The sequence below is a fragment of the Nonlabens sp. Asnod3-A02 genome (assembly GCF_045063755.1).
Taxonomy (GTDB): Bacteria; Bacteroidota; Bacteroidia; order Flavobacteriales; family Flavobacteriaceae; genus Nonlabens; species Nonlabens xylanidelens.
The window spans coordinates 405257-430580 of sequence record NZ_JBEFOC010000006.1 but is presented as its reverse complement, the minus strand read 5'-3'; the positions used below and the strand labels follow the sequence as shown (position 1 = coordinate 430580).

The following is a 25324-nucleotide window of genomic DNA, read 5'->3' as shown; positions in this document are numbered from 1 at the left end:
TTATACGGTGTCGTAAGTTAATGGTCCTTTCATGTCGCTATACCCTATAGCTTTTCCTTTAAGAGTAGCGCTTGTACAGTCTGTAATTTCTACCATAACATATTCACCTACTTTGTAATCTTCTTTATCAAAAATAGCAACGTAGTTTTGGGTGTTTCTTCCAGCCCAGTGTCGATCAGATTTTTTAGATTCCTTTTCAATGAGGCATTCTACTGTTTTACCTATAAAGTATTGTGCTCTTTCATGACCAGTTCTTCTTTGTACGGCTATAATCTCACTAAGTCTCCTGCTTTTTACTTCTTCAGGTACATCGTCTTCTAGTTTACGAGCTGCCATTGTTCCTGGTCGCTCAGAATAAGAAAACATGAATCCATAATCATACTTTACATATTCCATAAGACTTAAAGTGTCTTGATGATCTTCTTCTGTTTCTGTTGGGAAACCAGTGATCATATCTTGAGAGACCGCACATTCTGGTATAATAGCGTGTACACGATCTATTAGATTCATGTATTCTTCACGAGTGTGTAGTCTGTTCATTTCTTTTAAGATACGATTGCTACCAGACTGTACAGGCAGGTGTATGTAATTACATATGTTTCTATGGGCTGCAATAGCATGTAAAACATCATCACTGATATCTTGTGGATTACTTGTAGAAAAACGTATTCTTAAGTCTGGATGTGCGTTTGCTACTTTGTGTAATAATTGAGCAAAATCTACCGCAGTGGCCTTTGCCATTTTACTAGCTTTCTTAAAATCTTTTTTAAGACCACCACCGTACCATAGGAAAGAATCTACATTCTGTCCTAATAAAGTGATTTCTTTAAAACCTTTATTCCATAAATCATTCACCTCTTCTAGAATAGAATGTGGGTCACGACTGCGTTCACGACCACGAGTAAATGGTACTACACAAAACGTGCACATGTTATCACAACCTCTGGTAATAGATACAAAAGCAGTTACTCCATTTGAATTTAATCTTACCGGCGCGATGTCTCCATAAGTCTCTTCTTTAGATAGAAGTACATTTACAGCATCTCTTCCTTCATCTATTTCTGCAACGAGATTAGGTAGGTCTTTATAAGCATCTGGTCCTACGACCATATCTACTATTTTTTCTTCTTCAAGAAACTTAGATTTCAACCTTTCGGCCATGCAGCCTAGAACACCTACTTTCATGTTAGGGTTCTTACGTTCCTTAACACGGTTATATTTTTCTAATCTTTTACGTACAGTTTGTTCGGCTTTGTCTCTAATAGAACAGGTGTTAACTAATACTAGATCAGCCTCCTCCATGTTGTTAGTAGTGTTGAATCCTTCTTTTGCAAGAATAGAAGCAACTATCTCACTATCAGAAAAATTCATCTGACATCCGTAACTTTCTATATAGAGTTTGCGTGTGTTGGTGGCATTGTGTTCTAACACGACAGCAGTCCCTTGCTTATCTTCTTCAATAATCTTTTCCATCAATCGTCATCATTAATATAACGTTGCAAAGATATGTTTTATGACACAATGGCAGCATTAAGTTGGTTAATATTTTTTCAACCTAATTTAAGGCCTCCTTTCATAGAGGTAATAAACTATATAATAAGGACGATTTTTGATGTGGTCTCGCTTTCGCGAAAGCGGAATTCTAAACATCTTTTTGCACAAAAAACATTTTTATAGAGTAAAATAATGGTAAGATACAGATATGTGTCTAAGGTTAAACGTCAAGAACTGAACGGTTTAAAATTTCAAGAGTCTTTTTAACTACTTGTTTAACAGATGTTTGTGGAGGTCATAAAAATAACTCATACCTTTGCATTTCAAAAATCATAGTTTAATGGCAAAGAATCTTGTTATTGTAGAGTCGCCGGCTAAGGCGAAAACGATAGAAAAATTTCTAGGTAAAGATTTTAAAGTGGCGTCCAGTTTTGGGCATATTGCAGACTTACCTTCTAAGGAATTAGGTGTAGATGTAGATAAGAATTTTGAGCCTAAATACATAGTGAGTAGTGACAAGAAGGACCTTGTTAGAAAACTCAAAAAAATGGCTGCCGATGCAGAAATGGTCTGGCTAGCAAGTGATGAGGATCGAGAAGGTGAGGCCATTGCCTGGCACCTGGCAGAACAACTGGATCTTAAAGCAGGAAATACTAAGCGTATCGTGTTTAATGCGATTACTAAAAGTGCTGTGCAAAACGCGATTGATAACCCACGTACTATAGATTATGACCTAGTTAATGCGCAACAAGCGCGTCGTATACTAGATCGTATAGTTGGGTATGAAATTTCACCTATTTTATGGCGTAAGGTAAAAGGTGGAGCGAGCGCAGGACGTGTACAGTCGGTAGCTGTGCGTTTAATCGTAGAACGTGAGGATGAAATACTGAACTTTAATTCTGATAATTTTTTCAGAGTCGATGCAGATTTTAATACGGAAGAAGGAGCGTTACTTAAAGCAAAGCTACCTAGCAATTTAAAGTCACTTAAAGAGGCTCAAGATTTTCTTGAGGTAAATAAAGGGGCTAAATTTGAAGTAGCAGACCTTGTTAAAAAGCCGGCTAAAAAATCTCCAGCACCACCATTTACTACTTCTACTTTACAACAAGAAGCGTCACGTAAATTGTTTTTTAACGTAAGTCGCACCATGCAACTAGCACAGCGTCTTTATGAGGCTGGTTTAATTACTTATATGAGAACAGATTCTGTTAACTTAAGTAAGGAGGCAAAGCAAGGTGCTGAAGAGGAGATATATAAAGCTTATGGAAGTGAATTTCATAAGGAACGTAATTATAAAGGAAAGTCTAAAGGTGCTCAAGAGGCGCATGAGGCTATACGTCCTACTAATTTTGCTGTCCATAGTTCTGGAGCAGATCGCGACCAGATACGTCTGTATGAATTGATCTGGAAAAGAGCAATTGCAAGTCAGATGAGTGATGCAAAATTAGAACGAACTAATGTAACTATATCTGCAGATAAGCATGAGAAGAATTTTACTGCTAGTGGTGAGATTGTAAAGTTTGAAGGTTTCTTAAAAGTATATTTAGAAAGTACGGATGATGAAGATCTTGAGCAGCAAGGATTATTACCAGATCTTAAAATAGGGCAATCGTTACTAAATAAAAGAATTACAGCTACAGAGAGGTTTACTAGACCACCTTACAGGTATACTGAAGCATCTCTAGTTAAACAGTTAGAAGAATTAGGTATAGGACGTCCGTCTACATATGCGCCTACTATTACCACTATTCAAAATAGAAAATATATAGAAAAAGGACAGTCAGAAGGTCTAGAGCGTGATTATGTTCAACTTACTTTAAGTAAAGATAAGGTGGCAGAGAAAAAGCTTACTGAAAAGACTGGGTCTGATAAAAATAAAATGATTCCTACCGATGTTGGTAGAGTTGTGAACAGCTTTTTAGTAGAACACTTTGGTAGTATTTTAGATTATAATTTCACAGCAAATGTGGAAGAGTCTTTTGATAATATCGCCGAAGGTAAGGAGGAATGGACCGACATGATGGGGCATTTTTATAAGAGTTTTCATCCTACGGTACAAGATGTTGCTGAAAATGCAGAGCGTGAAGTGGGAGAACGTGTATTAGGAGTCCATCCAGAAAGTGGTAAGCCTATTAGTGTGCGTTTAGGAAGATTCGGTGCTATGGCGCAAATAGGTACAGTAGAAGATGAAGAGAAACCTGAGTTTGCTAGTTTGTTACCTACTCAACACCTGAATACGATTACTCTAGAAGAGGTAATGGAGTTGTTTAAATTGCCTAGAACTGTAGGTGAGTATAATGGTTATCCAGTAGAGGTAAATCAAGGGCGTTTTGGTCCCTATGTGAAATTTAATGAAAAGACCTTTGTAAGTCTAGAGAAGGATGATGACCCTATGACTCTTACATTTGAGCGTGCTGCAGAGTTGATTCAGATGAAAGAAAAAGCAGATGCTCCTATTTATAGTTATGACGAGCAGCCTGTGACTAAAGGTGTTGGTCGTTTTGGTCCGTATATTAAATGGGCAGGCATGTTTATTTCTGTAAACAAGAAATATGATTTTGATAATCTATCTAATGACGATATTGAAACCTTGATAAAGGACAAGATTCAGAAAGAGAAGGATAAGCTTATCGTAGACTGGGAAGAAGAGGGAATACGAATTGAGAAGGCTAGATGGGGTAGGCATAATGTTATTAAAGGAAAGATTAAGGTTGAGCTTTCTAAGGATATCGATCCGTTGAAAATAACATTAGAAAAAGCTCAAGAGCTTATCGCAAAAAAGGCTCCTAAGAAAAAAGCAGCAGCTAAAAAGAAAGCGTCTGCAAAAAAGAAAACCGTTGCTAAGAAAAAAACACCGGTTAAAAAGAAAACAACAAAGAAATAAGTAAATGGCTTTAGAGTTTCTAAAACCTCTCAACGATACCGTTGTTACACATGCCGAATTGCAACCTAGTCAGACTATAGCAAAAACTATAAGGTTGCATACTGTACAAGATGGCTTGCCTAGTTTAAAAGGTGTGCAGTTAGTTCTTATAGGCGTATTAGAAAATCGTAGAGATTCTAATGCACTTTTTCAAGTGGAAAGTCTGGACCATGTGCGTGAGAAATTATATGAACTATATCCTGGTAACTGGAGTAGTGCGCTAGCAGATCTTGGAGATGTTCACGCTGGAGATAGTGTTGAAGACACGTATTATGTAGTTCGACAAATTACGGAGTATTTCTTAAGAGAAGGTATTATTCCTATATTCTTAGGAGGTAGTCAGGATTTAATGTATCCTATATATCGTGCTTTTGACGAATTTCAACACATGATAAACGTGGTGAACGTAGATTGCAGATTTGATTTAGGTGATATTGAGCTACCTATTACTTCTCGCAGTTATGTAGGTAAAATGATTGCGTTAGAACCTTATAATTTATTTAATTATAGCAATCTAGGTTTTCAGACTTATTTTAACTCACAAGATGAGATAGATCTTTTAGATAGGATGTATTTTGATGCAATACGATTGGGGCACTTGGATAATGATATTACGTTAGCTGAACCTGTTGTTAGAGATGCAGATATTGTTGGGGTAGATATGAGTGTGGTGAGAGCTGGAGATCTTTCTTACAAAAAAGCAAACCCAAACGGACTTGATGGAAAGCAAGTATGCAGTTTGTCGAGATATGCAGGGATAAGTGATCGGCTTAAAGTTTTTGGAGTTTTTGAGATTAATAGCGAGAGAAATTCTGGAGCTCAACTTGCAGCAGAGATGATTTGGTACTTCATCGAAGGGTTCAATTATCGAAGTTTTGAGTATCCTGTCGATATCTCAAATGGATGTATGATCTATAAAGTACCTATTGATGACGAAATTCTTACCTTTTACAAATCTAATGATAGTGGACGCTGGTGGATTGAATTACCATTTATTTCAAATGTTAATAATAAACTAAAACAAAATACGTTATTACCATGCGATCGACGAGATTATGAGATGGCATGTGATCAAATTCTTCCTGATAGATGGTTGAAAGCGAGGCGTAAGAATGAAATATAGAGAAGGTATCTTTTCTTATATTAATTTATTGATAAAAAAAAGTTGTGGAATCGAAATCTTTTAGATAGGTTTACGGCCTTAATTCATAAAGAAAACTTAAAATACCCTTATGAAAAAGTTATTTGTCCTTTTAGCAGTAGTAGCACTGTTTGCAAGTTGTGGAAAAGGAGACCGAGGAATGGTTACAGGAGAGCGTGGAAAGAAATGGCATCCAGAAAAACCTTATGGTATGACGTTAGTGCCTGGTGGTGCATTTATTATGGGTAAATCCGATGATGATATTGCGGCAACTCGTAACGCGCCTACTAAGACCGTTACAGTTCCTTCCTATTATATGGATGAAACTGAAATTACTAATGCAGAATATCGTCAGTTCGTTTACTGGACAAGAGATTCTTTATTTAGAACTAATCTTGCGATTATGGCTGATGAGAATGGAGCTCTTCCTGGAGATGATGGAATCGGTGAGTTTGCATTTCTTGATGCTGAAGGAGCAGATGGTGATGAGTTGACACCTTGGGAGCAATATGTTCAAGATAATTATGTAGGATTAGGACCTACTGGTTATGAAGGTCGTAAGTTGAATCACGATGTAGATTTGATTTGGGATACGGAAGAGATGCCAGATGAATTCTATGCTGAGGTTTATGATAATATGATCATACCTTTTGAAGAAGCGTATAACGGAGAACGTACGATTGATACTAAAAAAATTATCTTTACTTATACAAGTCTTGATATGAATGCGGCAGCTAGAAATCGTGATGAGTCTAAATCTAGAAAAGATTTTATAAAGCAAGTTCCTGTTGAAATCTATCCTGATACAACAGTGTGGATTCGTGATTTTAATTACAGCTACAATGAGCCTATGCATAATGATTATTTCTATCATGAAGCATATAGTGATTATCCTGTAGTGGGTGTTAACTGGAATCAGGCTAAAGCTTTTTGTCAGTGGAGAACGTTATATCACAATGCATACCGTAAGCAAAGAAATGTAGAGCGTGTAAATGAGTACCGTCTTCCTACTGAGGCAGAATGGGAATATGCTGCTCGTGGTGGTTTAGAAGGAGCGACTTACCCTTGGGGTGGTCCTTATGCAAAAAATGATAGAGGTTGTTTCTTAGCTAACTTTAAACCTTTAAGAGGTGATTATGCTGCTGATCAAGCTTTGTATACTGTAGAGGCTGATGCATATGAGCCTAATGAGTATAATCTTTATAACATGGCAGGTAACGTTTCAGAATGGGTAAACTCTTCTTATGAAGCTGGTGCATATGAGCATATGTCTTCTATGAGTCCTGTAGTGAATGATGCGAGTAATAAGCGTAAAGGTGTACGTGGTGGATCTTGGAAAGATGTTTCTTATTTCCTTCAAGTTGGTACACGTGATTATGAATATCAAGATAGCGCAAGAAGTTATATAGGTTTCCGTACGGTACAGTCGTACATGGGTACTGATGTTACTCTTAACGCTGCAACTAACTAGATTTTCAATCAAGTAAATAATAACTTAACTTAACTTAATTTAAAAAACTTAACACAATGGCACAGTCTAAAACAACAAAGAAAATATTTAACATGGCTTACGGTATCGGAGCCTCTGTAGTAATTGTTGGAGCATTATTTAAAATCCTTCACTGGGATTTCGGATACGGTTTTTCTGGAAACAACCTTCTTATGATCGGTTTGATCGTTGAAGCAGTTATTTTCTTTATCTCTGCATTTGAACCAGTAGAAGATGAATTAGACTGGTCTCTAGTATACCCAGAATTAGCAGGTGGACAATTAGCTAATAAAAAAGCCGTTAAAAAAGAAGAGCCTAAAGATGCTCAAGGATTATTATCTCAAAAGTTAGATGCTATGCTCAAAGAAGCTAAGCTTGATGGTGAGTTGATGTCTAGTTTAGGTAACAGTATCCGTTCTTTTGAAGGTGCTGCTAAAGGAATAGCTCCAACTGCTGAAGCAATGTCTTCTACTAAAAAATATTCTGAAGAAATGGCTCTTGCTGCTGCTCAAATGGAATCTTTAAACAGCCTTTATAAAGTTCAAGTTGAAAGCTCTTCTCGTCAAGCGCAAGCTAATGAAGCTATTGCAGAAAATGCAACAAAACTGCAAGAGCAAATGGCAGGTCTTACTAATAACTTGTCTTCTCTTAACGGAGTTTATGGTAACATGTTAGGAGCTATGAAAGCTTAATTAGTTTATTGTTAAAACTATTATTAAAAATAACTAATTAGAATATTATGGCAGGAGGAAAACAGTCCCCAAGACAGAAGATGGTAAACCTGATGTATCTGGTTTTTATCTCAATGTTAGCATTAAACATGAGTAAAGAGGTGCTTAATGCATTCGGTTTACTTAATGTAAATATAGAAGAGAGTAATGTTGCCGCAACTGCAAAGAATAATGCAGCTATGGCAGGATTAGCAGAGCTAGCTGGTGAGCAACCTGAGAAGTATGCACCGCTTAAAGTTAAAGGTGAGCAGGTAGAAAAAATTTCTAACGATTATTATTCTTATCTAGAAGCTCTTAAAGGTGAAATGGAAGGTAGTGTTGAAGATGCAACTGACTATGCAACTATGGATAAAGGAGATTTTCTTGACGTAAAATTCCTTAAAGGAGGTGTTATTACTGAAGATGGTCAAGAGTTTTTATCTAAAATGGATACTTACCGTAAGGATATGCAAGCAATCGTTCCTGAGAATAAGGAAATTCAAACGGCATTAGGTGCTAAATTTACTCCTAGTGATGTAGAAAACGGTGAAGGTGTAACAATGTCTTATTTAGACTATAACTATAAAGGTTATCCTATCATTGCTTCTATTGCTAAGGTTACTTTATTACAAAGTCAAGTTAAAACAACACAAGCTGAAGTTCTTAGTTCTTTACTTGCTGGACAGATGAAGAAAGAAGTTAGTATGGATAACTATACTACTCTTATGGAATCTCCTAAATCAGCTTACTATAATGGCGAAACTTTTGATGGTCAAATCGTATTGGGTCGTAAAGACGCAACTTTAAAGCCTAAAAGAGTAGAGCTTAAATTAGACGGTAAAACACTTAGTGAAAATCAATATACTATCGAGTCTGGTAGGATTAGTCTTAAAGTTGGAGCAGGGTCTGCAGGTGACCATAAGATTACTGGTGCACTTTATTTTGACGAGGATGGTGAGGAAAAAGAAGTTGTTGTAGATCAATCTTTCGCAACTATTCCTAAGCCTAATTCAGCAACTATTGCTGCAGACAAGATGAATGTGGTTTACCGTGGTGTGGCCAACCCAATGACTATCTCTTTTGCAGGTATTTCTGGAAATAGCGTTAATGCTTCTGCGCCTGGTTTAACTAGAAAGAGTGGTAATAGTTATATGATGAGTCCTGGGGCAGGTAGAACTGTGAAAATCAATGTAACAGGAACTTTACCTGATGGAGCAAAGGTTTCAGATTCAAAAGAATTCCGTATTAAAGATTTACCACGTCCTACTGGTATGATAAGTAAGTCTTATGAAAATGTGAGAAAGACACGTTCTAACTTAGGTATTTCAACGGTTTCTGCTGAGTTTTTAGACTTTGATTTTGACTTGAAACCTCGTGTTACAGGGTTTACATTCAAGGTTTCAGGACAGCCTTCTGTTCCTGTTTCTGGTACTAAATTAAGTCCAGCTGCAAAGAACACTTTGAAGAAAGCACGTAAAGGATCAATTGTTCAGATTACTAAAATTAAAGCGGTTTTACCAGGTGTAAACGTGAAGAGTGTTTCTGACATTGCTATCGAAATTACAGATTAATAAAAATTTAAATTCAAATTATGAATAAGATCATAGTTTTATTAGCAGCAGTTGTTCTTTCAGGAACGGCTTATGCACAAAACAATATCCTTAACGCTAAAAGTCCAGCTGAATTCGGTACTAAAACTGAATCTCAAATGGAAAATGATAACGATAAACCTTTACCATATGGTTTTGTAGGAGATCGTGATATCTTATGGCAACGTACGGTATGGGAATCTATTGATCTTGATGAGAGAGTTAATTTCCCATTGTACTACCCAGTAGATACTAATTATGTCGGTAAGGAACGTCGTTCTTTGTACCATGTCTTGACTAAGGCAGCGATGTCTGGTGAAATTACTCTTTTTGGTGATTCTTATTTCAACGAAGCTCGTGAGTTTAAAGATATTGAGAGTACCTTAAAAAGTCAGATTATAACTGATGCAGGTATTAATGTTCTTAATGAAGAAGGAGTTGTTCTCGATGAAGGTGTTAGACCTTTAGATGTTGATACTACTTACAATATTCCTGGCTTTGATGAGTATGTTGAGACTAAAACTATTGGTGCTGATGATGTAAAGGAATATAGAATCAGAGGTTTGTGGTATTTTGATACACGTCAAAGTGAATTAAGATATAGATTATTGGGTATTTGTCCAGTAACTCCAGATGTAAACTTCCCAGATGATCCAACAGGTGTTGAGTTGTTTTGGATCTATTATCCAGATGCAAGAGAGATGTTACATAATTCAAAAGCATTTAATACTTTGAATTCTGCTAGACCTATTTCTTTTGATCACATTTTAAATTCAAGAAGATTCAATGCTCTTATTTATAAGATGGATAACGTTCAAGGAGATAGAGAGATCGATCAGTATATTTCTGATAACTCTATGATGCAGCTTCTAGAGTCTGATAGACTTAAGGAGATCGTTCGTAATTTTGAAATTGATATGTGGAACTATTAATAGTTCACGTATGATAATATTAATGCCTCGCAATAGCGAGGCATTTTTTTTGCTTTTAATTTTAAATCATATTTGTAACTTATATCATCTTTATTAAATATTATGAGTTTAAAAAAATCGGTAGATGTAGTAATTGTAGGTTCTGGAATTGCTGGTTGTACGCTTGCCTGGCAGTGGATTTTAAAAGGGAAATCTATTATTATGATTTCTGATGTAGAGAAAGGATCTTCAGCAGTTGCAGCAGGTGTTTATAATCCTACTATACTAAAAAGGTTTACTAGTGTGTGGAAGTCGGCACAGCAGTTAGAAGTTCTTAATTCTCTTTATCCTCAAATTGAAAAAATGGTTGGTGTTTCTTTTCTACATCCTATCAATATTCTTCGAAGATTTCACGACGATAAAGAAATTAAGACATGGTTAAGAAAATCTCATAAGGAGGATTTGAAGGGTTTCATGTATTCGGACATAATCGACCGCGATATTGATGGTATTGATGCTCCATTTAATTTTGGTCTTGTAAAAGAAACCGGTTGGTTGGATACTATTGGTTTTATGAATGCTAGTTTAGATTATTATAAGAGTATGTCGTCATTGATTTTGGAGTCCTTTGATTTTGATCAATTGTCTCATCACGAAGATTATATTTATTATAAAGAGATTAAGGCAAATAAAATCATTTTTGCTGAGGGTTTTAAAATGCGATCTAATCCTTATTTTAGTGATTTGCCTTTACAGGGTAATAAAGGTGAGGTGCTTACTATAAAAGTTCCTGGTTTAAAGTTGGATCATATCGTTAAATCATCTGTTTTTCTCATGCCTTATGTAGATGATTTGTTTTGGGTAGGCGCGACATATAGTAGAGAAGATCTTACAGATAATTCTACAGAAGTCGCAAAAGAGTTTTTAACCTCTAGGTTAGAACGTTTCCTGAGCTTGCCTTATGAAGTTATTGATCATAAACACGGTATAAGACCTACCACACTAGATAGGAGGCCATTTATAGGATCACACAAAGATTATAAGAATTATTATGTGTTTAACGGTATGGGCAGTAGAGCAGTGTTAATTGCGCCTTGGGCTGCACAAAATTTATACGATAGTATGTATCATGATGCAGATATTAATGAAGAAATGAATGTGGATAGGTGTTATAAATAATTCACACAGTTCCATATATTAAAATTATAAAAGCCGCTTTAAAATATTTTAAAGCGGCTTTTGTAATATGTGTACTAGCTTAGTTTGCTATCTTTTTTTGTCTTTTGTTTTATCATAATCCATGAATATATTGATCCATATATTTCTAGATACCCTTATAACCATGGGTAAGCTAATTATAGAAATTAATGTAATAGCTATGAATATATTCCATCGAGATAAGTCTAGTACGTAGTAACCCAGTACAAAAGTGGCGATAGCAATAGCTACACCTACTCCATAACTCACATACATCGATCCGTAGAAAAAGCTAGGTTCGATTTTATACTTAGTATCACAATGACTGCATCTCTCATTCATTTCCTGCGTTTTACTAGGATAATAGAGATTGTGACTAGTGTACATGGACTCATTTTGGCATACAGGGCATGTTCCTGTAAAAATGCTGTATAATTTAGTGCCTTTTAGCATAAGAAAGCTTTAGTGTTAACGCGCAGTTGCGCATCTTTGCAAAGATACAAAACGACTATGCTCAACGTTCACGATTTACATGTAAGTTTCGGTGGAGAACCGTTATTTGAAGAAATTACTTTTAGGCTTAATCCGGGCAACCGTGTAGGTTTAATAGGTAAAAATGGTGCTGGAAAATCTACACTTTTAAAAGTTATTTCTGGTGATATCCCTTATGACCAGGGTAATATTGCTATCGAGAAGGACATCAGTATAGGTTTCCTTAAACAAGACATCGACTTTGTAAAAGGCCGTACGGTTTTAGAAGAGGCGTATACCGCTTTCGCGAAAGCGAGACAAATAGAAGCTCAAATAGAGATAATCAACGAGCAGCTAGCCACTAGAACCGATTATGAGTCTGACTCGTATTCTAAATTAATAGAAGATATAGGAGATCTTAATCATGAATATGAAATTATAGGTGGATATCAATACAAAGGAGAGACAGAAAAAATTCTTAAAGGTCTTGCTTTTAAACCAGAGCAATTTGACAAGCTCACAGATGAGCTTTCTGGTGGATGGCGCATGAGGATCGAACTCGCAAAGCTATTATTAGAAAAGCATGACATTCTTCTATTAGATGAGCCTACTAACCACCTTGATATAGATTCTATTCTTTGGTTAGAATCATTTTTACAAACTTATCCAGGTGCAGTCGTTATAGTAAGTCACGATAAGATGTTTCTAGATAATGTAACTAATCGTACTATAGAGATAAGTCTAGGTCGTATTTATGATTATCCAAAACCTTATACTAAATTCTTAGCACTACGTGCAGAGATGCGCGAGCAGCAAGAAGCTACCTTTAAGAATCAACAAAAGGAAATAGAACGTACAGAAAAGTTAATTCAAAAATTTAAAGCCAAAGCCAGCAAAGCCACCATGGCGCAGTCGCTAGTTAAAAAACTAGACCGTATGGATGTGGTGGAAATAGAGCAGACAGATAATGCTGCGATGAATATAAATTTTGCTAAGTCCATACAGCCTGGTAAAATAGTTCTTGAGATCGATCAGGTGAGTAAATCATTTGGTGATAAAGATGTCTTAGATAACGTAAGTCTTACTCTAGAGCGTGGTAAGCGTGTCGCGTTTGTAGGCCAGAATGGAATGGGGAAATCTACCTTAGCAAAAATTATTGTGGGTGATGTAAAAGCTCAAGGTGATATTAATTTAGGACACAATGTTCAATTAGGATACTTTGCCCAAAATCAGGCAGAGTATTTAGACGGAGAGAAAACCGTGTTAGATATCATGCTAGATGCTGCAACAGACAGTAATAGAGTAAAAGTGCGTGATATGTTAGGTTCCTTTCTTTTTAGAGGTGACGAGGCAGAGAAGAAAGTAAAAGTACTTAGTGGTGGAGAGCGCAATAGATTAGCATTATGTAAACTGTTGTTACAGCCATTTAATGTTCTAATTATGGATGAGCCTACTAACCACCTAGATATTCAGTCTAAGAATGTACTTAAGGCTGCCTTATTAAAATTTGATGGAACCTTAATTGTAGTATCTCACGATAGGGAATTCTTACAGGGTTTAACAGAGACGGTTTATGAATTCCGCGATCATAAATTAAACTTATACCTCGGTGATATAGATTATTATCTAGGTAAAAGAAAGGCCGAAGATATGAGGGCGATTGAAAAAGTAGATGTGGTTAAGGATGTTTCGCTTTCGCGAAAGCAAGAAACAGAAAAGAAACAACTCTCTTATGAAGATCAGAAAAAGCAAAAATCCCTTAATAATAGACTCTCTAAAGCCGAAACTAAGATTAACGACCTAGAAAAAACCATTAAAAAGCTAGATGCAGAGCTTGCTGCAAACTATGATGAACTGGTTAAGAAAGAAGGTTTTTTTGATGGTTACCAAGCAAAAAAGAAAGAGTTAGAAGAGTGGATGACAAAGTGGGAAACCGTGTCTGAAGAATTAGATCAGTTTAACAGCTAGCTTTAAGGATAATTTAAGATTCGTGAATTTTTACTGAAGTAGATTTGGAGTCGCTGCAAAGCCTCACTAAATCAATACAATGCGTAAAGCTATTCTTACAATTCTTGCTGTTATAATTATCATTGGAGCTTATTTTGGTTCACAAATGATTGCTGATAGTAAAACAGCTCCTAAACCTATAGTAAAAAAGGATGTTAAAATCGTTGTTACAGACACGATCCAAAACACAACAGTACCCATTATTATTCCAGCAAATGGAATTTTACAAGCTAAAAAGCGTGTGGAATTATATGCAGAAGTAAGTGGTGTCTTTAATTCTACCGGTAAGTTGTTTAGAAAAGGTCAAGAATACGGCGCAGGTCAGACCATGATAAGCATGGATAACAGAGAATTTTATGCACAGGTACAAAGTGCTAGAAGTAATCTTAATAATCAAATTACTGCAATCATGCCCGATTTAAGACTGGATTATCCAGATTCTTTCGCGCAGTGGCAGTCTTATCTTTCTAACTGGAATAGTAACGCAAGTACTCCAGCTTTACCTACTGCTGTTAATGAGCAAGAAAAGTACTTTATTACAGGACGTAATATCTATACTACTTATTATAATATTAAAAATCTAGAAAGTCGTTTAAGTAAATATAGAATTACCGCTCCTTTTAAAGGTGTGCTTACTGAGGCTATGGTGACTGAAGGTACTCTAATAAGAAGTGGGCAGCAGCTAGGTGAGTTTATACAGACAGGATCTTATGAATTGCAAGTTGCTATAAGTGCAGATTTTGCTGACTTGTTAAAAGTAGGAGAAGAAGTAGAGCTTAACAATATTTCTAGTTTAAAATCTTATCAAGGAAAGGTGACTCGTATTAATGGAAAAGTAGATCAAGCATCTCAAACTATTACTACAGTTATAGAAGTAAACAACGACAGCCTTAAAGAAGGTATGTACCTTACAGCAAATCTAGATGCACAACAAATTGAAGACGCGGTAGAGTTGGACCGTAGTTTAATACAAAATGAGAATCAATTATTTGCTGTTAAGGATGGTAAGCTAGATTTGATAACCGTACAGCCTATTCATTACTCAGATAAAACAGTGGTGGTTAAAGGTATCAAAGATGGAACAGTTATAATATCTCAATCAGTGCCTGGGGCTTATCAAGGAATGATCGTGGAGACAGAAGAAACTGCAAGTAAGGCCAGTAATGATGAGTTAGATTCTAAAAAAGCAGCATGAGATCAATAATAGGTTATTTCATAAAGCATAGTGTTGCTGTAAATGTCGTTATAGTAGGGATGATAATTTTTGGGGTTTTTGGGATGGTTTCTCTTAAATCTTCTTTCTTCCCACTTACTGACTCAAAAATCATAAATATAAATGCGACTTACCCTGGAGCATCGCCTCAAGAGATAGAAGAAGGTGTTGTTCTTAAGATTGAGGATAATCTTAAAGGTATAGAGGGAATAGATAGGGTAACGTCTGCATCTCGAGAAAACTCAGGAAGCATTACTGTAGAGATACTTAAGGGGTATAATATAGACTTCATGTTGTTAGAGGTGAAAAATGCGGTAGATCGCGTTTCTTCTTTTCCTGTTGGTATGGAGCCATTAGTTGTTTCTAAAAGAGAAGAGTCTAGGCCTACTATATCTTTTGCCCTTAGTGGTGAAGACGTGCCGCTTAGAACCTTAAAACAACTAGCTAGAGAGATAGAAAATGATCTAAGAGGTATAGACGGTATTTCTCAAATAGCCATAGAAGGATATCCAGATGAAGAAATAGAGATCGCTGTAAATGAAAATACACTTAATGGATATGGTCTTAGTTTTCAGGATATTTCTGACGCTGTATCTAGTTCAAATATTCTCACCACTGGTGGTAATATTAAAACAGATACAGAAGAATACCTGATTAGAGCAAATAGTAGATCTTATTATGGTGATGAATTAAGTCATATCCCTGTAAAAACATTGTCCGACGGTACAAGTGTTCTTTTAAAAGATGTTGCTATAATCAGAGATCGATTTTCTGAAACACCTAATGCTACTTATTTTGATGATAAACTTGCTGTAAATATTACAGTAACAAGTACAAATGCCGAGGATTTAATAGACGCGGCAGATAATGTTAAAGAATATATAGAAAATTATAATCAACGATTTACTAACGTACATCTAGATATTGTTAGAGATCTCTCTGTAACTTTAAATCAGCGTACAGCACTATTGACAGAAAACGCTATCGTCGGTATGTTGTTAGTTTTGTTGTTTCTTTCTGTGTTCTTAAACACTAGATTAGCATTTTGGGTAGCCTTTGGTTTACCTATTGCATTTTTAGGAATGTTCATATTTGCAGGTCAGTTTGATGTTACCATAAATGTACTTTCCCTCTTTGGGATGATTATCGTAATAGGTATTCTAGTAGATGACGGTATTGTGATAGCCGAAAATATCTACCAACATTATGAAGATGGTAAGTCACCGGTACAAGCAGCTATCGATGGTACTATGGAGGTGATTCCACCTATTTTAAGTGCTATCATAACTACATTACTCGCGTTTTCTACATTTTTATTTTTAGAAGGTAGAATAGGAGATATTTTTGGAGAAGTCTCAGTCATTGTTATTTTAACTCTTATTGTGTCGCTAGTAGAAGCGCTGGTTATACTTCCTGCTCACTTAGCACACTCTAAAGCTCTACAGCCAAAGTCGGATAAGCCTAAAAAAGGTATTGCAAAGGCATTTCAAAAAATGCGAGTGATTAATGAATATGGAGATAAATCTATGAACTGGATGCGTGATAAATTGTACGCACCTGTTTTGAAATTTTCATTATCTCATAAACTTTTTGTTTTCTCACTATTCTTTGCGGCATTGTTTTTAACAGTAGGGTCTATGAATGGAGGTGTTATTAAAAGAGCCTTCTTTCCACGTATATCAAGTGATCAAGTTACAGTGACACTAGCCATGCCTAATGGTACGTCAGAGTTTATAACAGACTCGATCATTAACTCGATAGAGGTAAAAGCGCTGCAGGTAAACAAAGAATTTACAGCAAAATATTTGCAAGACGAGATTTATGGTGATAGCATCCAGTTGTTTGAGAATATCATTAAATCACAAACATCGTCCTCATCAGCTAGTTTACGTATCAATCTATTGCCTGGAGAGAGTAGGCCAGATGATCTAGACGCCGCCATAGTGTCTAATTATTTGAGAGATCTTGTAGGGGTTGTTCCTAGTGCAGAAACTCTTACTTATGGTTCTGGTGGTAACTTTGGTGGTAGTCCTGTGGCAGTTTCTTTACTAAGTAATGATATTACAGAACTTAAAGCCGCCACAGCAGAGTTTAAAGAAATACTAGCGGCAAATCCTTTATTGAAAGATATAGAAGATAACGACCCTGCTGGTATAAAAGAAATCAATCTAGTATTGAAAGAGACAGCCTATTCACTAGGTCTAACCACTAGAACAGTAATGGCGCAGGTGCGATCTGGTTTCTTTGGGACAGAGGCACAACGTTTTCAGCGTGGTCAGGATGAAATAAGAGTGTGGGTGCGTTATGATCGAGATAATCGTAATAGTATTAAAGACTTAGATGAATTTAGGGTATTAACTCCTGCTGGTGACCGTGTGCCACTAAGAGATGTAGCGTCTTACACGATAGAAAGAGGTGATGTTGTCATCAATCACCTAGAAGGTAGAAGAGAGGTTCTTATTAGTGCAGATCTTAAAGACCCAAGCCAGGATGCTACAGAGATATTAGAAAATATTAAGTCAGAGGTTATTCCTGGTCTACAAAACAAATATCCGACTATATCGCCTAATTATTTGAGTGGTCAGGCACGTGAGGCAGATAAATTTATATCGAGCCTTAATGTAGCAGGTCCGGTTATCTTGCTATTGATTTATTTTGTGATTGCATTCACCTTCCGTAGTTGGTTGCAGCCTATCATGCTTATTGTTCTTATACCTTTTAGTTTTGTAGCTGTAGGGTGGGGACACTGGATTCATGGTTTTCCGGTTAATATTTTATCATTGCTTGGTATTATCGCCTTGATCGGTATTATGGTAAATGATGGACTTGTGCTTATAGGTAAGTTTAATAGCTCGATAAAAGAAGGGTTGAGTTTTGATGATGCTCTTTTTGAGGCGGGAAAAAGCCGTTTCAGGGCAATTTTCTTAACCTCTATAACTACTATAGCTGGTCTAGCGCCACTATTATTAGAAAAGAGTAGGCAGGCACAGTTTTTAAAACCTATGGCTATTTCTATTTCTTATGGTATAGCAATGGCTACCGTGCTAACCTTGATTATGTTGCCACTATTTTTAAGTTTTGGTAATAGTGCAGAGGCTGCTATATATTGGTTACGTACTGGTAAAAAGGCTAAAAAAAGAGATTTGACAGGTGTCGCACCAGAGCAAAATGAACTAGATGATAATGAAAATGAATAAGCAATTATATAGTTTAGGTCTTGTTATGTGTTTCGCTTTCGCGAAAGCGTACTCACAACAATTCACAGAGACATTATTAAGTAGGGAGCAGGCTGTTGAGCTCATGCTAGAAAATAACTACGGAATTAAAATAGCAAAGAACACGACTGAAATTGCTGAAAATAATGCAGGTATCTTAAATTCAGGTTACCTACCTTCTTTACAAGGAACTGCTAGTGCTAGTTATGACGATACAGATTCTACTACAGACTTTGACGGTGCGCTAGATGCGAGTGGAGTGCCGCGCACAAACATTGAGATCAATGATGCAGAAACTAGACAGTACAATGCTGGTATCGCTTTAAATTATACTTTATTTGACGGATTAGGTAGGTTGTATAATTACAAGCGTTTAAAAGAGCAATATAGTCTAAGCAAATTAGACGCTCGAGCGACTGTAGAGAATACGACTTTACAGTTAATGAGTGTTTACCTAGAGATTTCAAGAATTACAGAAAACTTAAGGGTTTTTGAACAAACGTTGGAAATTTCTAAAAAACGAGAAGAGAGAGCACAGTACCAGTTTGAGTACGGCCAGGTAAATAAACTAGAGGTGCTCAATGCTAGGGTAGATATAAATACGGATAGTGTAAATGTTCTTAATACTAGACAACAGCTGCGTAATTCTAAACGCGATCTTAATTTGTTATTAAATAGAGATTTAACAAGTGATTTTAAGGTAGATACTACTATTGTACTTCAAAATTTATTAAAAGTAGATAGTTATCTGGAAAAGGTAAGTGAAAATAACATACGTCTATTGCAGTCTGCATCTACTTTACAAATAAGTGATTATGATATAAAGACGAGTAAAGCACTGTTACTACCTAATATAGGTTTATCTGGTTCTTATGGATGGAATCAAACTGATAGTCCATCTAGTGCGTTTTTTCCTGCTACTACTAGAACAAGTGGTTCTTTGAGAGTAGGAGCAACTCTAACATGGGATATTTTTGATGGTGGTAGAAGTATTACTGGACTGCGCAATGCAAAAATAGCTTTTAAGAATGAAGAGTTTTTTAAGAAGCAAGTAGAGCAAGAGGTAGGTAGAGATATAGCAAATGCCAAAGGCAATTATACCAATGCCCTTGCTATTTATAGAATGCAGCAGCAAAATGTGCTCACTAATAATAGTAATTTTGAAAGAACTGAAGAGCAATTTAAGTTGGGACAGGTTTCAAGTATCGAGTTTAGACAGGCGCAAGTAAACTTGTTAAATGCAAAAACTATTGAGAATCTAGCAAAATATGATGCAAAACTAGCGGAGTATCAATTGCTACAACTAGCTGGTCAATTGCTTAATATCCCTTTATGATAGAACATTTTTTCATGTGTCCTCATTGCTGGCAAGAGATATCTATGTTATTAGATCCAGCTTATTCACAGGTTTATGTCGAGGATTGTGAAGTGTGTTGTAATCCTATTGAGTTAAAAGTAATTTTTTTTGATGGTGAAATGTCTGGTTTTGAGGCTAGAGAGATTGGGCAGTAAAAGTTTTTTCAAAAAAGCTTGTGTAAGGTTTAAAGGCTGCGTATATTTGCAGCCCATTAGAACAGGAAGTTGTCAGAGTAATGATCTGAGGTTGTAAAACAAGTAACTGATCGTTTTTAAATCGCGAGGTAGAGCAGTAGGTAGCTCGTCGGGCTCATAACCCGAAGGTCGCTGGTTCGAGTCCAGTCCTCGCTACTAAGAAAAGAAAGCTCTTGAGAAATCAAGGGCTTTTTTTGGTTTTATATATTTAAGTGCGGCCCGCTTTTATGGGAAAACACTATTTTTATATTAGAATATTTTTCAAATGATTTCAAGAACAACTGTAGATGCTGTATTTGACGCTGCTCGTGTAGAGGAGGTGATCGGTGATTTTGTTCAATTAAAGAAGTCTGGTTCTAATTTTAAAGGATTGAGTCCTTTTACCGAAGAACGATCGCCTAGTTTTATGGTTAGTCCGGTTAAGCAAATTTGGAAAGACTTTAGTTCTGGTAAGGGTGGTAATGCGGTTACTTTTATTATGGAACATGAGCATTTTACGTTTCCTGAAGCGATAAAATGGCTGGCAAAAAAGTATGGTATTGAAATCGAAGAAACACAACAAACTGATGAGCAGAAACAGGTTCAAAATGAGAAAGAGTCTATGTTTCTGGTTTCTAAGTATGCAGCAGATTGGTTTCATGGGCAGTTAAAAACTGATGAAGGTAAAGCGATAGGATATAGCTATTTTAAAGAGCGTGGCTTTACAGATGAAACGATAGATTATTTTCAGTTAGGTTATAATCCAGATCAATGGAGTGCTTTTACCGACGCAGCTATAAAAGCAGGTTATCAACTAGAGTTTTTAAATAAGACAGGTGTTTCAATTGTTAAGGAGGACAAGAAATTTGATCGATTCAAAGGTCGTGTGATGTTTCCTATACGTAGTCTTTCTGGGCGAGTTTTAGGTTTTGGAGGTAGAATTCTCAATAATGAGAAAAAAGCGGCTAAATATCTCAATTCTCCACAGAGTGAGATTTATGATAAATCAAATGTTCTTTACGGTATATATGAGGCAAAGCAGGCTATAGCAAAAGAAGATCTCTGTTATCTAGTTGAGGGTTATACTGATGTAATTCAATTGCATCAGGCAGGAGTTAAGAATGTGGTTTCTAGTTCTGGTACTGCGCTGACTAGTCAACAAATTAGATTAATACAGCGACTTACAAAGAATGTTACTGTATTATATGATGGTGATGCGGCTGGTATGAGAGCGGCCATAAGAGGTACTGATCTTATATTAGAAACCGGAATGAATGTACGTGTTTGCACTTTTCCTGATGGAGAGGATCCAGACTCTTTTGCAAAATCTCATACGGAATCTGAAATAGTAGATTTTCTTACTAATAATGCTCGTGATTTTATTTCGTTTAAATCAAACCTTCTTAAAGAAGAAGCTGCTGGTGATCCCATTAAGAAAGCTGATATGATTAGGGATATAGTAAATAGTATAGCAAAAATACCTGATGATATATCTAGAGAGATATATGTTAGAGAAAGTGCTGCTATTCTAGATATAGGTGAAGATGTGTTGTTTTCTACCCTAGCACAAGTACGCAATTCTGGACTAATAGAGCAAAAAAAGAAGCAGGTCAAAGAAAAAGCGCAAGCGCCTATGACCAAAGTGGAGATTTCTCCAGAGAACTTAAATGTAGACCGTAGAGGTTTGTTAGAGCGCTCTATTATTGCTATCTTGTTATTATACGGAGGAAAAGATGAAGTTTTTGAAGATGAATATATTCAGGATGGTAGTGGTGTAGAAGTCGAATATGAAACAGTAAAAGGAGAGCAACGTGTTTATGAGAAAATATACATGGACCTACACTCTGATGAGATTAAGTTTGCTAATCCTGATTTTCAGGCGATATATACTAAAATAATTGATGTTCTACTATTAGAGCAAAAGCTGGACGTTCAATTGATACTATCTGCTTTTGAGGGGCAATATGCAAGTGTTATCGCAGATATTACAATGTCAGATGATAAGTATAGTCTTCATGATTGGGAGCGTAATCAGATTTTTCCTAAGCACAAAGATCAGTCTGTGTCGGAATATACTAGTCAAGTTCTATTGCATTTTAGGCAGTTTCTTATTTATGATCTAGTGGAGAATATTAATAGGATTATAGCAAAAAACTCACCTGAAATTGATAATCAAGAGGCTTTAAGGCAAGTAATGGATTATAATTTGTTAAGGACTAAAATTGATTTAAAAAACAGAACGGTTATACCTTCTGATGGTTTAAGTAGGTTCTTGTTTAGCTAGTGATTTGTAATAAGCGTGACTGATGTATTAAGTCTGCTATATTATCAACGTTTAGTTTTTTAAGTAATCTAGTTTTATAAGTACTTACTGTTTTCTCATTGATAGATAGTTGTTGAGCTATTTCTTTATTACGCTTACCTCTAGATAATAAGTTTAGGACCTCTATCTCTCTAGTAGATAGTTTTTTGAATTTAAGAATATTACTAGTTTGCTTGTTGTTTAATTGATTTTTAATATCCTCAGACAGGAATGTTTCTCCACTGGCAACAGTAAGTAATGATTTTCTTATTTCTTTTACAGAACGCGTTTTTGCTATGTAGCCATTTGCGCCTGCTTTTACTGAGCTTATAGCGTATATTTCTTCAGGATGACAGCTTACAACTAGAATTTTGATATTTGGAAAATGGGACCTTATTTCTCTAAGGGATCCCACACCGTTAGAATTGGGTAAATCGACTTCGAGAATTAGCACATCGGGATCGTGTTTTGTGATACCAGAAATAAGATCTTTACCGTCATCTATTTTGCCTACAAATTGAAAGTCTTTATAGTCTTTCATCATAGCTTTTAACCCTTTATTAAAGATGGGATGATGGTCTGCTAATAAAATGTCCATTTCTTATTAATTATTGTATCTACAAATATATACAGCTCATAGTAATTCTTACAAAATCAAGTGTGCGTATTGCCTTACATCACAGAGAATTAGGTGTTAAAAATTACCTAAAATTAGAGGGTATTTCGCACACAGGAATAGGGTTCATCTTGTGTTGATTCCTTCTGTTAAATGATAAATAAATGTTTAACACTTCTTGCTCTCTATCGCTTAAATCTTCAACATTATGACCTTTATCTATTTGATTCATAGCCCATTCTAGCTCGTCATAACTGGCTCCTATTTGGTCTTCGTCTGTTTTTTCAGCTCCATAAAGACCGTCACTAGGTGCTGCTTTTATAATGCTTTCAGGTACGTTTACCAGTTTACCGATGGCATAAACCTCACTTTTCATTAAATCTGCAATAGGACTAACGTCCACACCGCCGTCGCCATATTTAGTGTAAAAACCAACTCCAAAATCTTCTACTTTATTACCTGTTCCAGCAACTAATAAGCCATTTACACCTCCATGATAATAGAGTGTGGTCATTCTCAATCTTGCTCTAGTGTTTCCTAGAGTAAGTTCTACCTGTGGACTGCTGTCTATGCTAGGCATGTTTGATTTGAAAATATCAAAAACAGGTGTTAGGTCACTACGTACATCGCTAACATTGCTGAAACGATTTTTTAGTTGCTCTATGTGTTCTTGAGCTCTTGTCACATGATCTTCATGCTGGTGGATAGGCATTTCTACGCAAAGTAGATCTAGCCCGGTCATTGCGCATAAAGTAGAGGTAACGGCGCTATCTATACCGCCACTTACGCCTACCACATAACCTTTAACTCCGGCTTTCGTAGCATAATCTTTTAACCATTTTACTATATAATCAGTAACTTTATCAGTTTTCATAATCGTATTTTTGCAAGCCTAAAAATAAATAAAATAATAGCGAGTTATTGAGGTATGAAGATTAAGTTATTTAAGTTTTTTGTTATTGTCGCTTTCGCGAAAGCGATAACCTCATGTACATCTAGTTCAAAAGTAGAAGAAGAGATTTCTAATATACCTCTAGATGTAGAGTTCGTAAAGTTTCATGAGGAGTTTGCAGGTGCTCAAAAAGCAGATTTGTCTACGATGAAAGGAGAGTATCCACTGTTTTTTCCAGTAACAGTGCCTGATAGCGTGTGGATGGCAAAAATGGAAGGTAAAGACTCCATACATAATGTATTAGAAAAAGCCGTAGACGATGCTGATTTTAATTATGTAGAAATAGAAGAAGAGTTAGAAGATGTGATGCGACACGTGGTGTATTATTTTCCAGATTTTGAGCCCACTCCTGTTGTAACAGTCCTGTCAGATGTGAATTATAGACAGAAGGTGATACCTACTGCAAGTCAATTAATAGTTTCTATAGATACTTATTTAGGTAAGGATCATGAGTTGTACATAGGGATTAATAAGTATCAGAGGGAGAATTTAAACATAGAACAGCTACCGGCTGATGCTTCTCTAGCGTATGCGCGACTCTTTGTTGAGCCTAGTATGGAACGTAGTTTACTGGGTAATATGATTTATCACGGTAAGTTACATTATCTACAAGAATTATTTGCGCCTAACGCAACTGGTGATCAGTTGTTTAGTTATACTCCTGAGAAATATGCTTTTACTGTTGAGAATGAAGGTGAGATGTGGAGGTATTTTATAGATAACGAGTTATTATACGATACAGATTCAAAATTATTATCTCGTTTCATACTACCAGCACCTTTTTCTAAATTCTATCTAGAGGTAGACCAGCAGACGCCAGGTGGTGTAGGTCGCTATATAGGATACAGAATGGTGAAATCATTTATGGAGAATAACGAGGTGGATATAGAAACAATGATTCAATTAAAACCAGAAGAAATTTTTAAACGATCTAAATACAAACCATTACAATAATGTCAGATAATAAAAATAGATCTACTATTAAGATAGGGATCGAGCTAGATGAAAATAGAGTGCCAGAACACATAAGATGGAGTGCGCCAGATGGTGGTGTAGATGCTGCAGAGGCTAAGGCTATGATGGTTTCTATGTGGAATAGTGTAGAGAAGGAGTCTTTCCGTATAGATTTATGGACCAAAGATATGCCTGTGGATGAGATGAGAGTCTTTTTTCATCAGACACTTGTTTCTATGGCAGACACTTATCATCGTGCTACAAATGATGATAAAATGAGAGATACGATGATTGATTTTTGCGATTATTTTGCAGAAAAATTAAACCTTAAAGAGAGTAAGTAACTCTTTTAAATAAATGGAAGAACCATTATTTGATCACAATCTATTGATAGAAATGTCATGGTATAAAATGCCCTTCGGTGCTCACAAAGGTAAATTCCTTAGTGAGTTACCGGAGTCGTATTATGTCTGGTTTAGAAGGCAGGGGTTTCCTAAAGGTAAATTAGGTAACTATATGACAACTGTTTTTGATATGAAAGTAAATGGTATCGAGGGTATCTTACGTGAGATACGTAAAAATACGGTTAATGATAGACCAGTTTTTTAAC

The 25324-nt window shown here is 36.0% G+C and carries 20 protein-coding genes and 1 tRNA gene; 17 read left to right on the top strand and 4 right to left on the bottom strand.

Features of this window, described 5'->3' with window-relative positions; translation table 11 throughout:
- Entirely contained in the window at positions 1-1473 is a 1473-nt protein-coding gene (miaB, locus tag ACJJVN_RS03075) for a tRNA (N6-isopentenyl adenosine(37)-C2)-methylthiotransferase MiaB (RefSeq protein ID WP_405377096.1), read from the bottom strand.
- A gap of 361 nt (positions 1474-1834) precedes the next feature.
- Between miaB and topA the strand changes: the two genes are divergently transcribed.
- The 7 genes from topA (at position 1835) to ACJJVN_RS03040 (ending at position 11436) form a co-directional block, all read left to right on the top strand.
- On the top strand, positions 1835-4378 hold the full coding sequence (gene topA / locus ACJJVN_RS03070) for a type I DNA topoisomerase (protein WP_405377095.1): 2544 nt from the start codon (positions 1835-1837) through the stop codon (positions 4376-4378).
- A gap of 4 nt (positions 4379-4382) precedes the next feature.
- Positions 4383-5540, top strand: coding sequence for a formimidoylglutamase (locus ACJJVN_RS03065; RefSeq protein WP_405377094.1), 1158 nt, complete (start codon positions 4383-4385; stop codon positions 5538-5540).
- Between the two features lie 109 nt (positions 5541-5649).
- On the top strand, positions 5650-7029 hold the full coding sequence (gene gldK, locus ACJJVN_RS03060; protein WP_405377093.1) for a gliding motility lipoprotein GldK: 1380 nt from the start codon (positions 5650-5652) through the stop codon (positions 7027-7029).
- Between the two features lie 56 nt (positions 7030-7085).
- Positions 7086-7739 (top strand): gliding motility protein GldL, encoded by a 654-nt coding sequence (gldL, locus tag ACJJVN_RS03055; protein ID WP_405377092.1) that lies wholly within the window; start codon positions 7086-7088, stop codon positions 7737-7739.
- A gap of 47 nt (positions 7740-7786) precedes the next feature.
- Complete coding sequence (gldM, locus tag ACJJVN_RS03050) at positions 7787-9328, top strand: gliding motility protein GldM (protein WP_405377091.1); 1542 nt, start codon at positions 7787-7789, stop codon at positions 9326-9328.
- A 20-nt stretch (positions 9329-9348) separates the two neighbouring features.
- On the top strand, positions 9349-10278 hold the full coding sequence (gene gldN / locus ACJJVN_RS03045) for a gliding motility protein GldN (protein ID WP_405377090.1): 930 nt from the start codon (positions 9349-9351) through the stop codon (positions 10276-10278).
- 102 nt (positions 10279-10380) lie between these two features.
- A complete protein-coding gene (locus ACJJVN_RS03040) occupies positions 10381-11436 on the top strand; it encodes an NAD(P)/FAD-dependent oxidoreductase (protein WP_405377089.1) in 1056 nt (351 codons plus the stop codon).
- Between the two features lie 87 nt (positions 11437-11523).
- On the opposite strand, the gene ACJJVN_RS03035 is transcribed toward ACJJVN_RS03040, so the two are convergent.
- Positions 11524-11907, bottom strand: coding sequence for a DUF983 domain-containing protein (locus tag ACJJVN_RS03035; protein ID WP_405377088.1), 384 nt, complete (start codon positions 11905-11907; stop codon positions 11524-11526).
- Between the two features lie 57 nt (positions 11908-11964).
- On the opposite strand from ACJJVN_RS03035, the gene ACJJVN_RS03030 reads away from it, so the two are divergent.
- The 7 genes from ACJJVN_RS03030 (at position 11965) to dnaG (ending at position 22174) form a co-directional block, all read left to right on the top strand.
- Positions 11965-13893, top strand: coding sequence for an ABC-F family ATP-binding cassette domain-containing protein (locus tag ACJJVN_RS03030; RefSeq protein WP_405377087.1), 1929 nt, complete (start codon positions 11965-11967; stop codon positions 13891-13893).
- Positions 13894-13972: 79 nt separating this feature from the next.
- Entirely contained in the window at positions 13973-15127 is a 1155-nt protein-coding gene (locus ACJJVN_RS03025; RefSeq protein WP_405377086.1) for an efflux RND transporter periplasmic adaptor subunit, read from the top strand.
- Positions 15124-18342, top strand: coding sequence for an efflux RND transporter permease subunit (locus ACJJVN_RS03020; RefSeq protein WP_405377085.1), 3219 nt, complete (start codon positions 15124-15126; stop codon positions 18340-18342). Before ACJJVN_RS03025 ends, ACJJVN_RS03020 begins: the two co-directional genes overlap by 4 nt.
- Positions 18335-19696 carry a TolC family protein gene (locus tag ACJJVN_RS03015; RefSeq protein ID WP_346222334.1) on the top strand — a complete coding sequence of 454 codons (1362 nt, stop codon included), beginning with the start codon at positions 18335-18337 and terminating at the stop codon, positions 19694-19696. Before ACJJVN_RS03020 ends, ACJJVN_RS03015 begins: the two co-directional genes overlap by 8 nt.
- Positions 19693-19872 (top strand): CPXCG motif-containing cysteine-rich protein, encoded by a 180-nt coding sequence (locus ACJJVN_RS03010; protein ID WP_405377084.1) that lies wholly within the window; start codon positions 19693-19695, stop codon positions 19870-19872. The genes ACJJVN_RS03015 and ACJJVN_RS03010 overlap by 4 nt, the downstream gene beginning before the upstream one ends.
- A gap of 122 nt (positions 19873-19994) precedes the next feature.
- Positions 19995-20067 (top strand) — tRNA-Met (locus ACJJVN_RS03005).
- Positions 20068-20176: 109 nt separating this feature from the next.
- Positions 20177-22174: a DNA primase gene (dnaG, locus tag ACJJVN_RS03000; RefSeq protein ID WP_405377083.1), complete on the top strand. Its 1998-nt coding sequence runs from the start codon at positions 20177-20179 to the stop codon at positions 22172-22174.
- Here dnaG and ACJJVN_RS02995 read toward each other — a convergent pair.
- Together ACJJVN_RS02995 and nadE are read right to left on the bottom strand one after the other, a co-directional pair.
- Positions 22167-22790: a response regulator transcription factor gene (locus ACJJVN_RS02995; protein ID WP_104515776.1), complete on the bottom strand. Its 624-nt coding sequence runs from the start codon at positions 22788-22790 to the stop codon at positions 22167-22169. The two genes, dnaG and ACJJVN_RS02995, sit on opposite strands and share 8 nt — an antisense overlap.
- A gap of 103 nt (positions 22791-22893) precedes the next feature.
- The gene (gene nadE, locus ACJJVN_RS02990; RefSeq protein WP_405377082.1) at positions 22894-23682 is read right to left on the bottom strand and encodes an NAD(+) synthase; all 789 of its coding nucleotides are present in this window, start codon (positions 23680-23682) and stop codon (positions 22894-22896) included.
- Positions 23683-23736: 54 nt separating this feature from the next.
- Between nadE and gldB the strand changes: the two genes are divergently transcribed.
- The 3 genes from gldB to ACJJVN_RS02975 are packed head-to-tail and all read left to right on the top strand — an operon-like array spanning position 23737 to position 25323.
- On the top strand, positions 23737-24714 hold the full coding sequence (gene gldB, locus ACJJVN_RS02985; RefSeq protein WP_405377081.1) for a gliding motility lipoprotein GldB: 978 nt from the start codon (positions 23737-23739) through the stop codon (positions 24712-24714).
- Positions 24714-25058 carry a gliding motility protein GldC gene (gene gldC / locus ACJJVN_RS02980; protein ID WP_104515773.1) on the top strand — a complete coding sequence of 115 codons (345 nt, stop codon included), beginning with the start codon at positions 24714-24716 and terminating at the stop codon, positions 25056-25058. Before gldB ends, gldC begins: the two co-directional genes overlap by 1 nt.
- A gap of 13 nt (positions 25059-25071) precedes the next feature.
- Positions 25072-25323, top strand: a complete 252-nt coding sequence (locus ACJJVN_RS02975) for a DUF3820 family protein (RefSeq protein ID WP_405370735.1) — start codon at positions 25072-25074, stop codon at positions 25321-25323.
- Position 25324 lies beyond the last annotated feature (1 nt).

Excerpts from the sequence above, each read along its gene's own strand:
- ACJJVN_RS03015 (WP_346222334.1), top strand. The coding sequence starts at position 18,335 with ATGAATAAGCAATTATATAGTTTAGGTCTTGTTATGTGTTTCGCTTTC.
- gldK (WP_405377093.1), top strand. The coding sequence starts at position 5,650 with ATGAAAAAGTTATTTGTCCTTTTAGCAGTAGTAGCACTGTTTGCAAGT.
- ACJJVN_RS03025 (WP_405377086.1), top strand. The coding sequence starts at position 13,973 with ATGCGTAAAGCTATTCTTACAATTCTTGCTGTTATAATTATCATTGGA.
- ACJJVN_RS03035 (WP_405377088.1), bottom strand. The coding sequence starts at position 11,907 with ATGCTAAAAGGCACTAAATTATACAGCATTTTTACAGGAACATGCCCT.
- gldC (WP_104515773.1), top strand. The coding sequence starts at position 24,714 with ATGTCAGATAATAAAAATAGATCTACTATTAAGATAGGGATCGAGCTA.
- ACJJVN_RS02995 (WP_104515776.1), bottom strand. The coding sequence starts at position 22,790 with ATGGACATTTTATTAGCAGACCATCATCCCATCTTTAATAAAGGGTTA.
- dnaG (WP_405377083.1), top strand. The coding sequence starts at position 20,177 with ATGATTTCAAGAACAACTGTAGATGCTGTATTTGACGCTGCTCGTGTA.
- ACJJVN_RS03020 (WP_405377085.1), top strand. The coding sequence starts at position 15,124 with ATGAGATCAATAATAGGTTATTTCATAAAGCATAGTGTTGCTGTAAAT.
- ACJJVN_RS03030 (WP_405377087.1), top strand. The coding sequence starts at position 11,965 with ATGCTCAACGTTCACGATTTACATGTAAGTTTCGGTGGAGAACCGTTA.
- gldN (WP_405377090.1), top strand. The coding sequence starts at position 9,349 with ATGAATAAGATCATAGTTTTATTAGCAGCAGTTGTTCTTTCAGGAACG.
- ACJJVN_RS03040 (WP_405377089.1), top strand. The coding sequence starts at position 10,381 with ATGAGTTTAAAAAAATCGGTAGATGTAGTAATTGTAGGTTCTGGAATT.
- gldM (WP_405377091.1), top strand. The coding sequence starts at position 7,787 with ATGGCAGGAGGAAAACAGTCCCCAAGACAGAAGATGGTAAACCTGATG.
- topA (WP_405377095.1), top strand. The coding sequence starts at position 1,835 with ATGGCAAAGAATCTTGTTATTGTAGAGTCGCCGGCTAAGGCGAAAACG.
- ACJJVN_RS03010 (WP_405377084.1), top strand. The coding sequence starts at position 19,693 with ATGATAGAACATTTTTTCATGTGTCCTCATTGCTGGCAAGAGATATCT.
- ACJJVN_RS03065 (WP_405377094.1), top strand. The coding sequence starts at position 4,383 with ATGGCTTTAGAGTTTCTAAAACCTCTCAACGATACCGTTGTTACACAT.
- nadE (WP_405377082.1), bottom strand. The coding sequence starts at position 23,682 with ATGAAAACTGATAAAGTTACTGATTATATAGTAAAATGGTTAAAAGAT.
- ACJJVN_RS02975 (WP_405370735.1), top strand. The coding sequence starts at position 25,072 with ATGGAAGAACCATTATTTGATCACAATCTATTGATAGAAATGTCATGG.
- gldB (WP_405377081.1), top strand. The coding sequence starts at position 23,737 with ATGAAGATTAAGTTATTTAAGTTTTTTGTTATTGTCGCTTTCGCGAAA.
- gldL (WP_405377092.1), top strand. The coding sequence starts at position 7,086 with ATGGCACAGTCTAAAACAACAAAGAAAATATTTAACATGGCTTACGGT.
- miaB (WP_405377096.1), bottom strand. The coding sequence starts at position 1,473 with ATGGAAAAGATTATTGAAGAAGATAAGCAAGGGACTGCTGTCGTGTTA.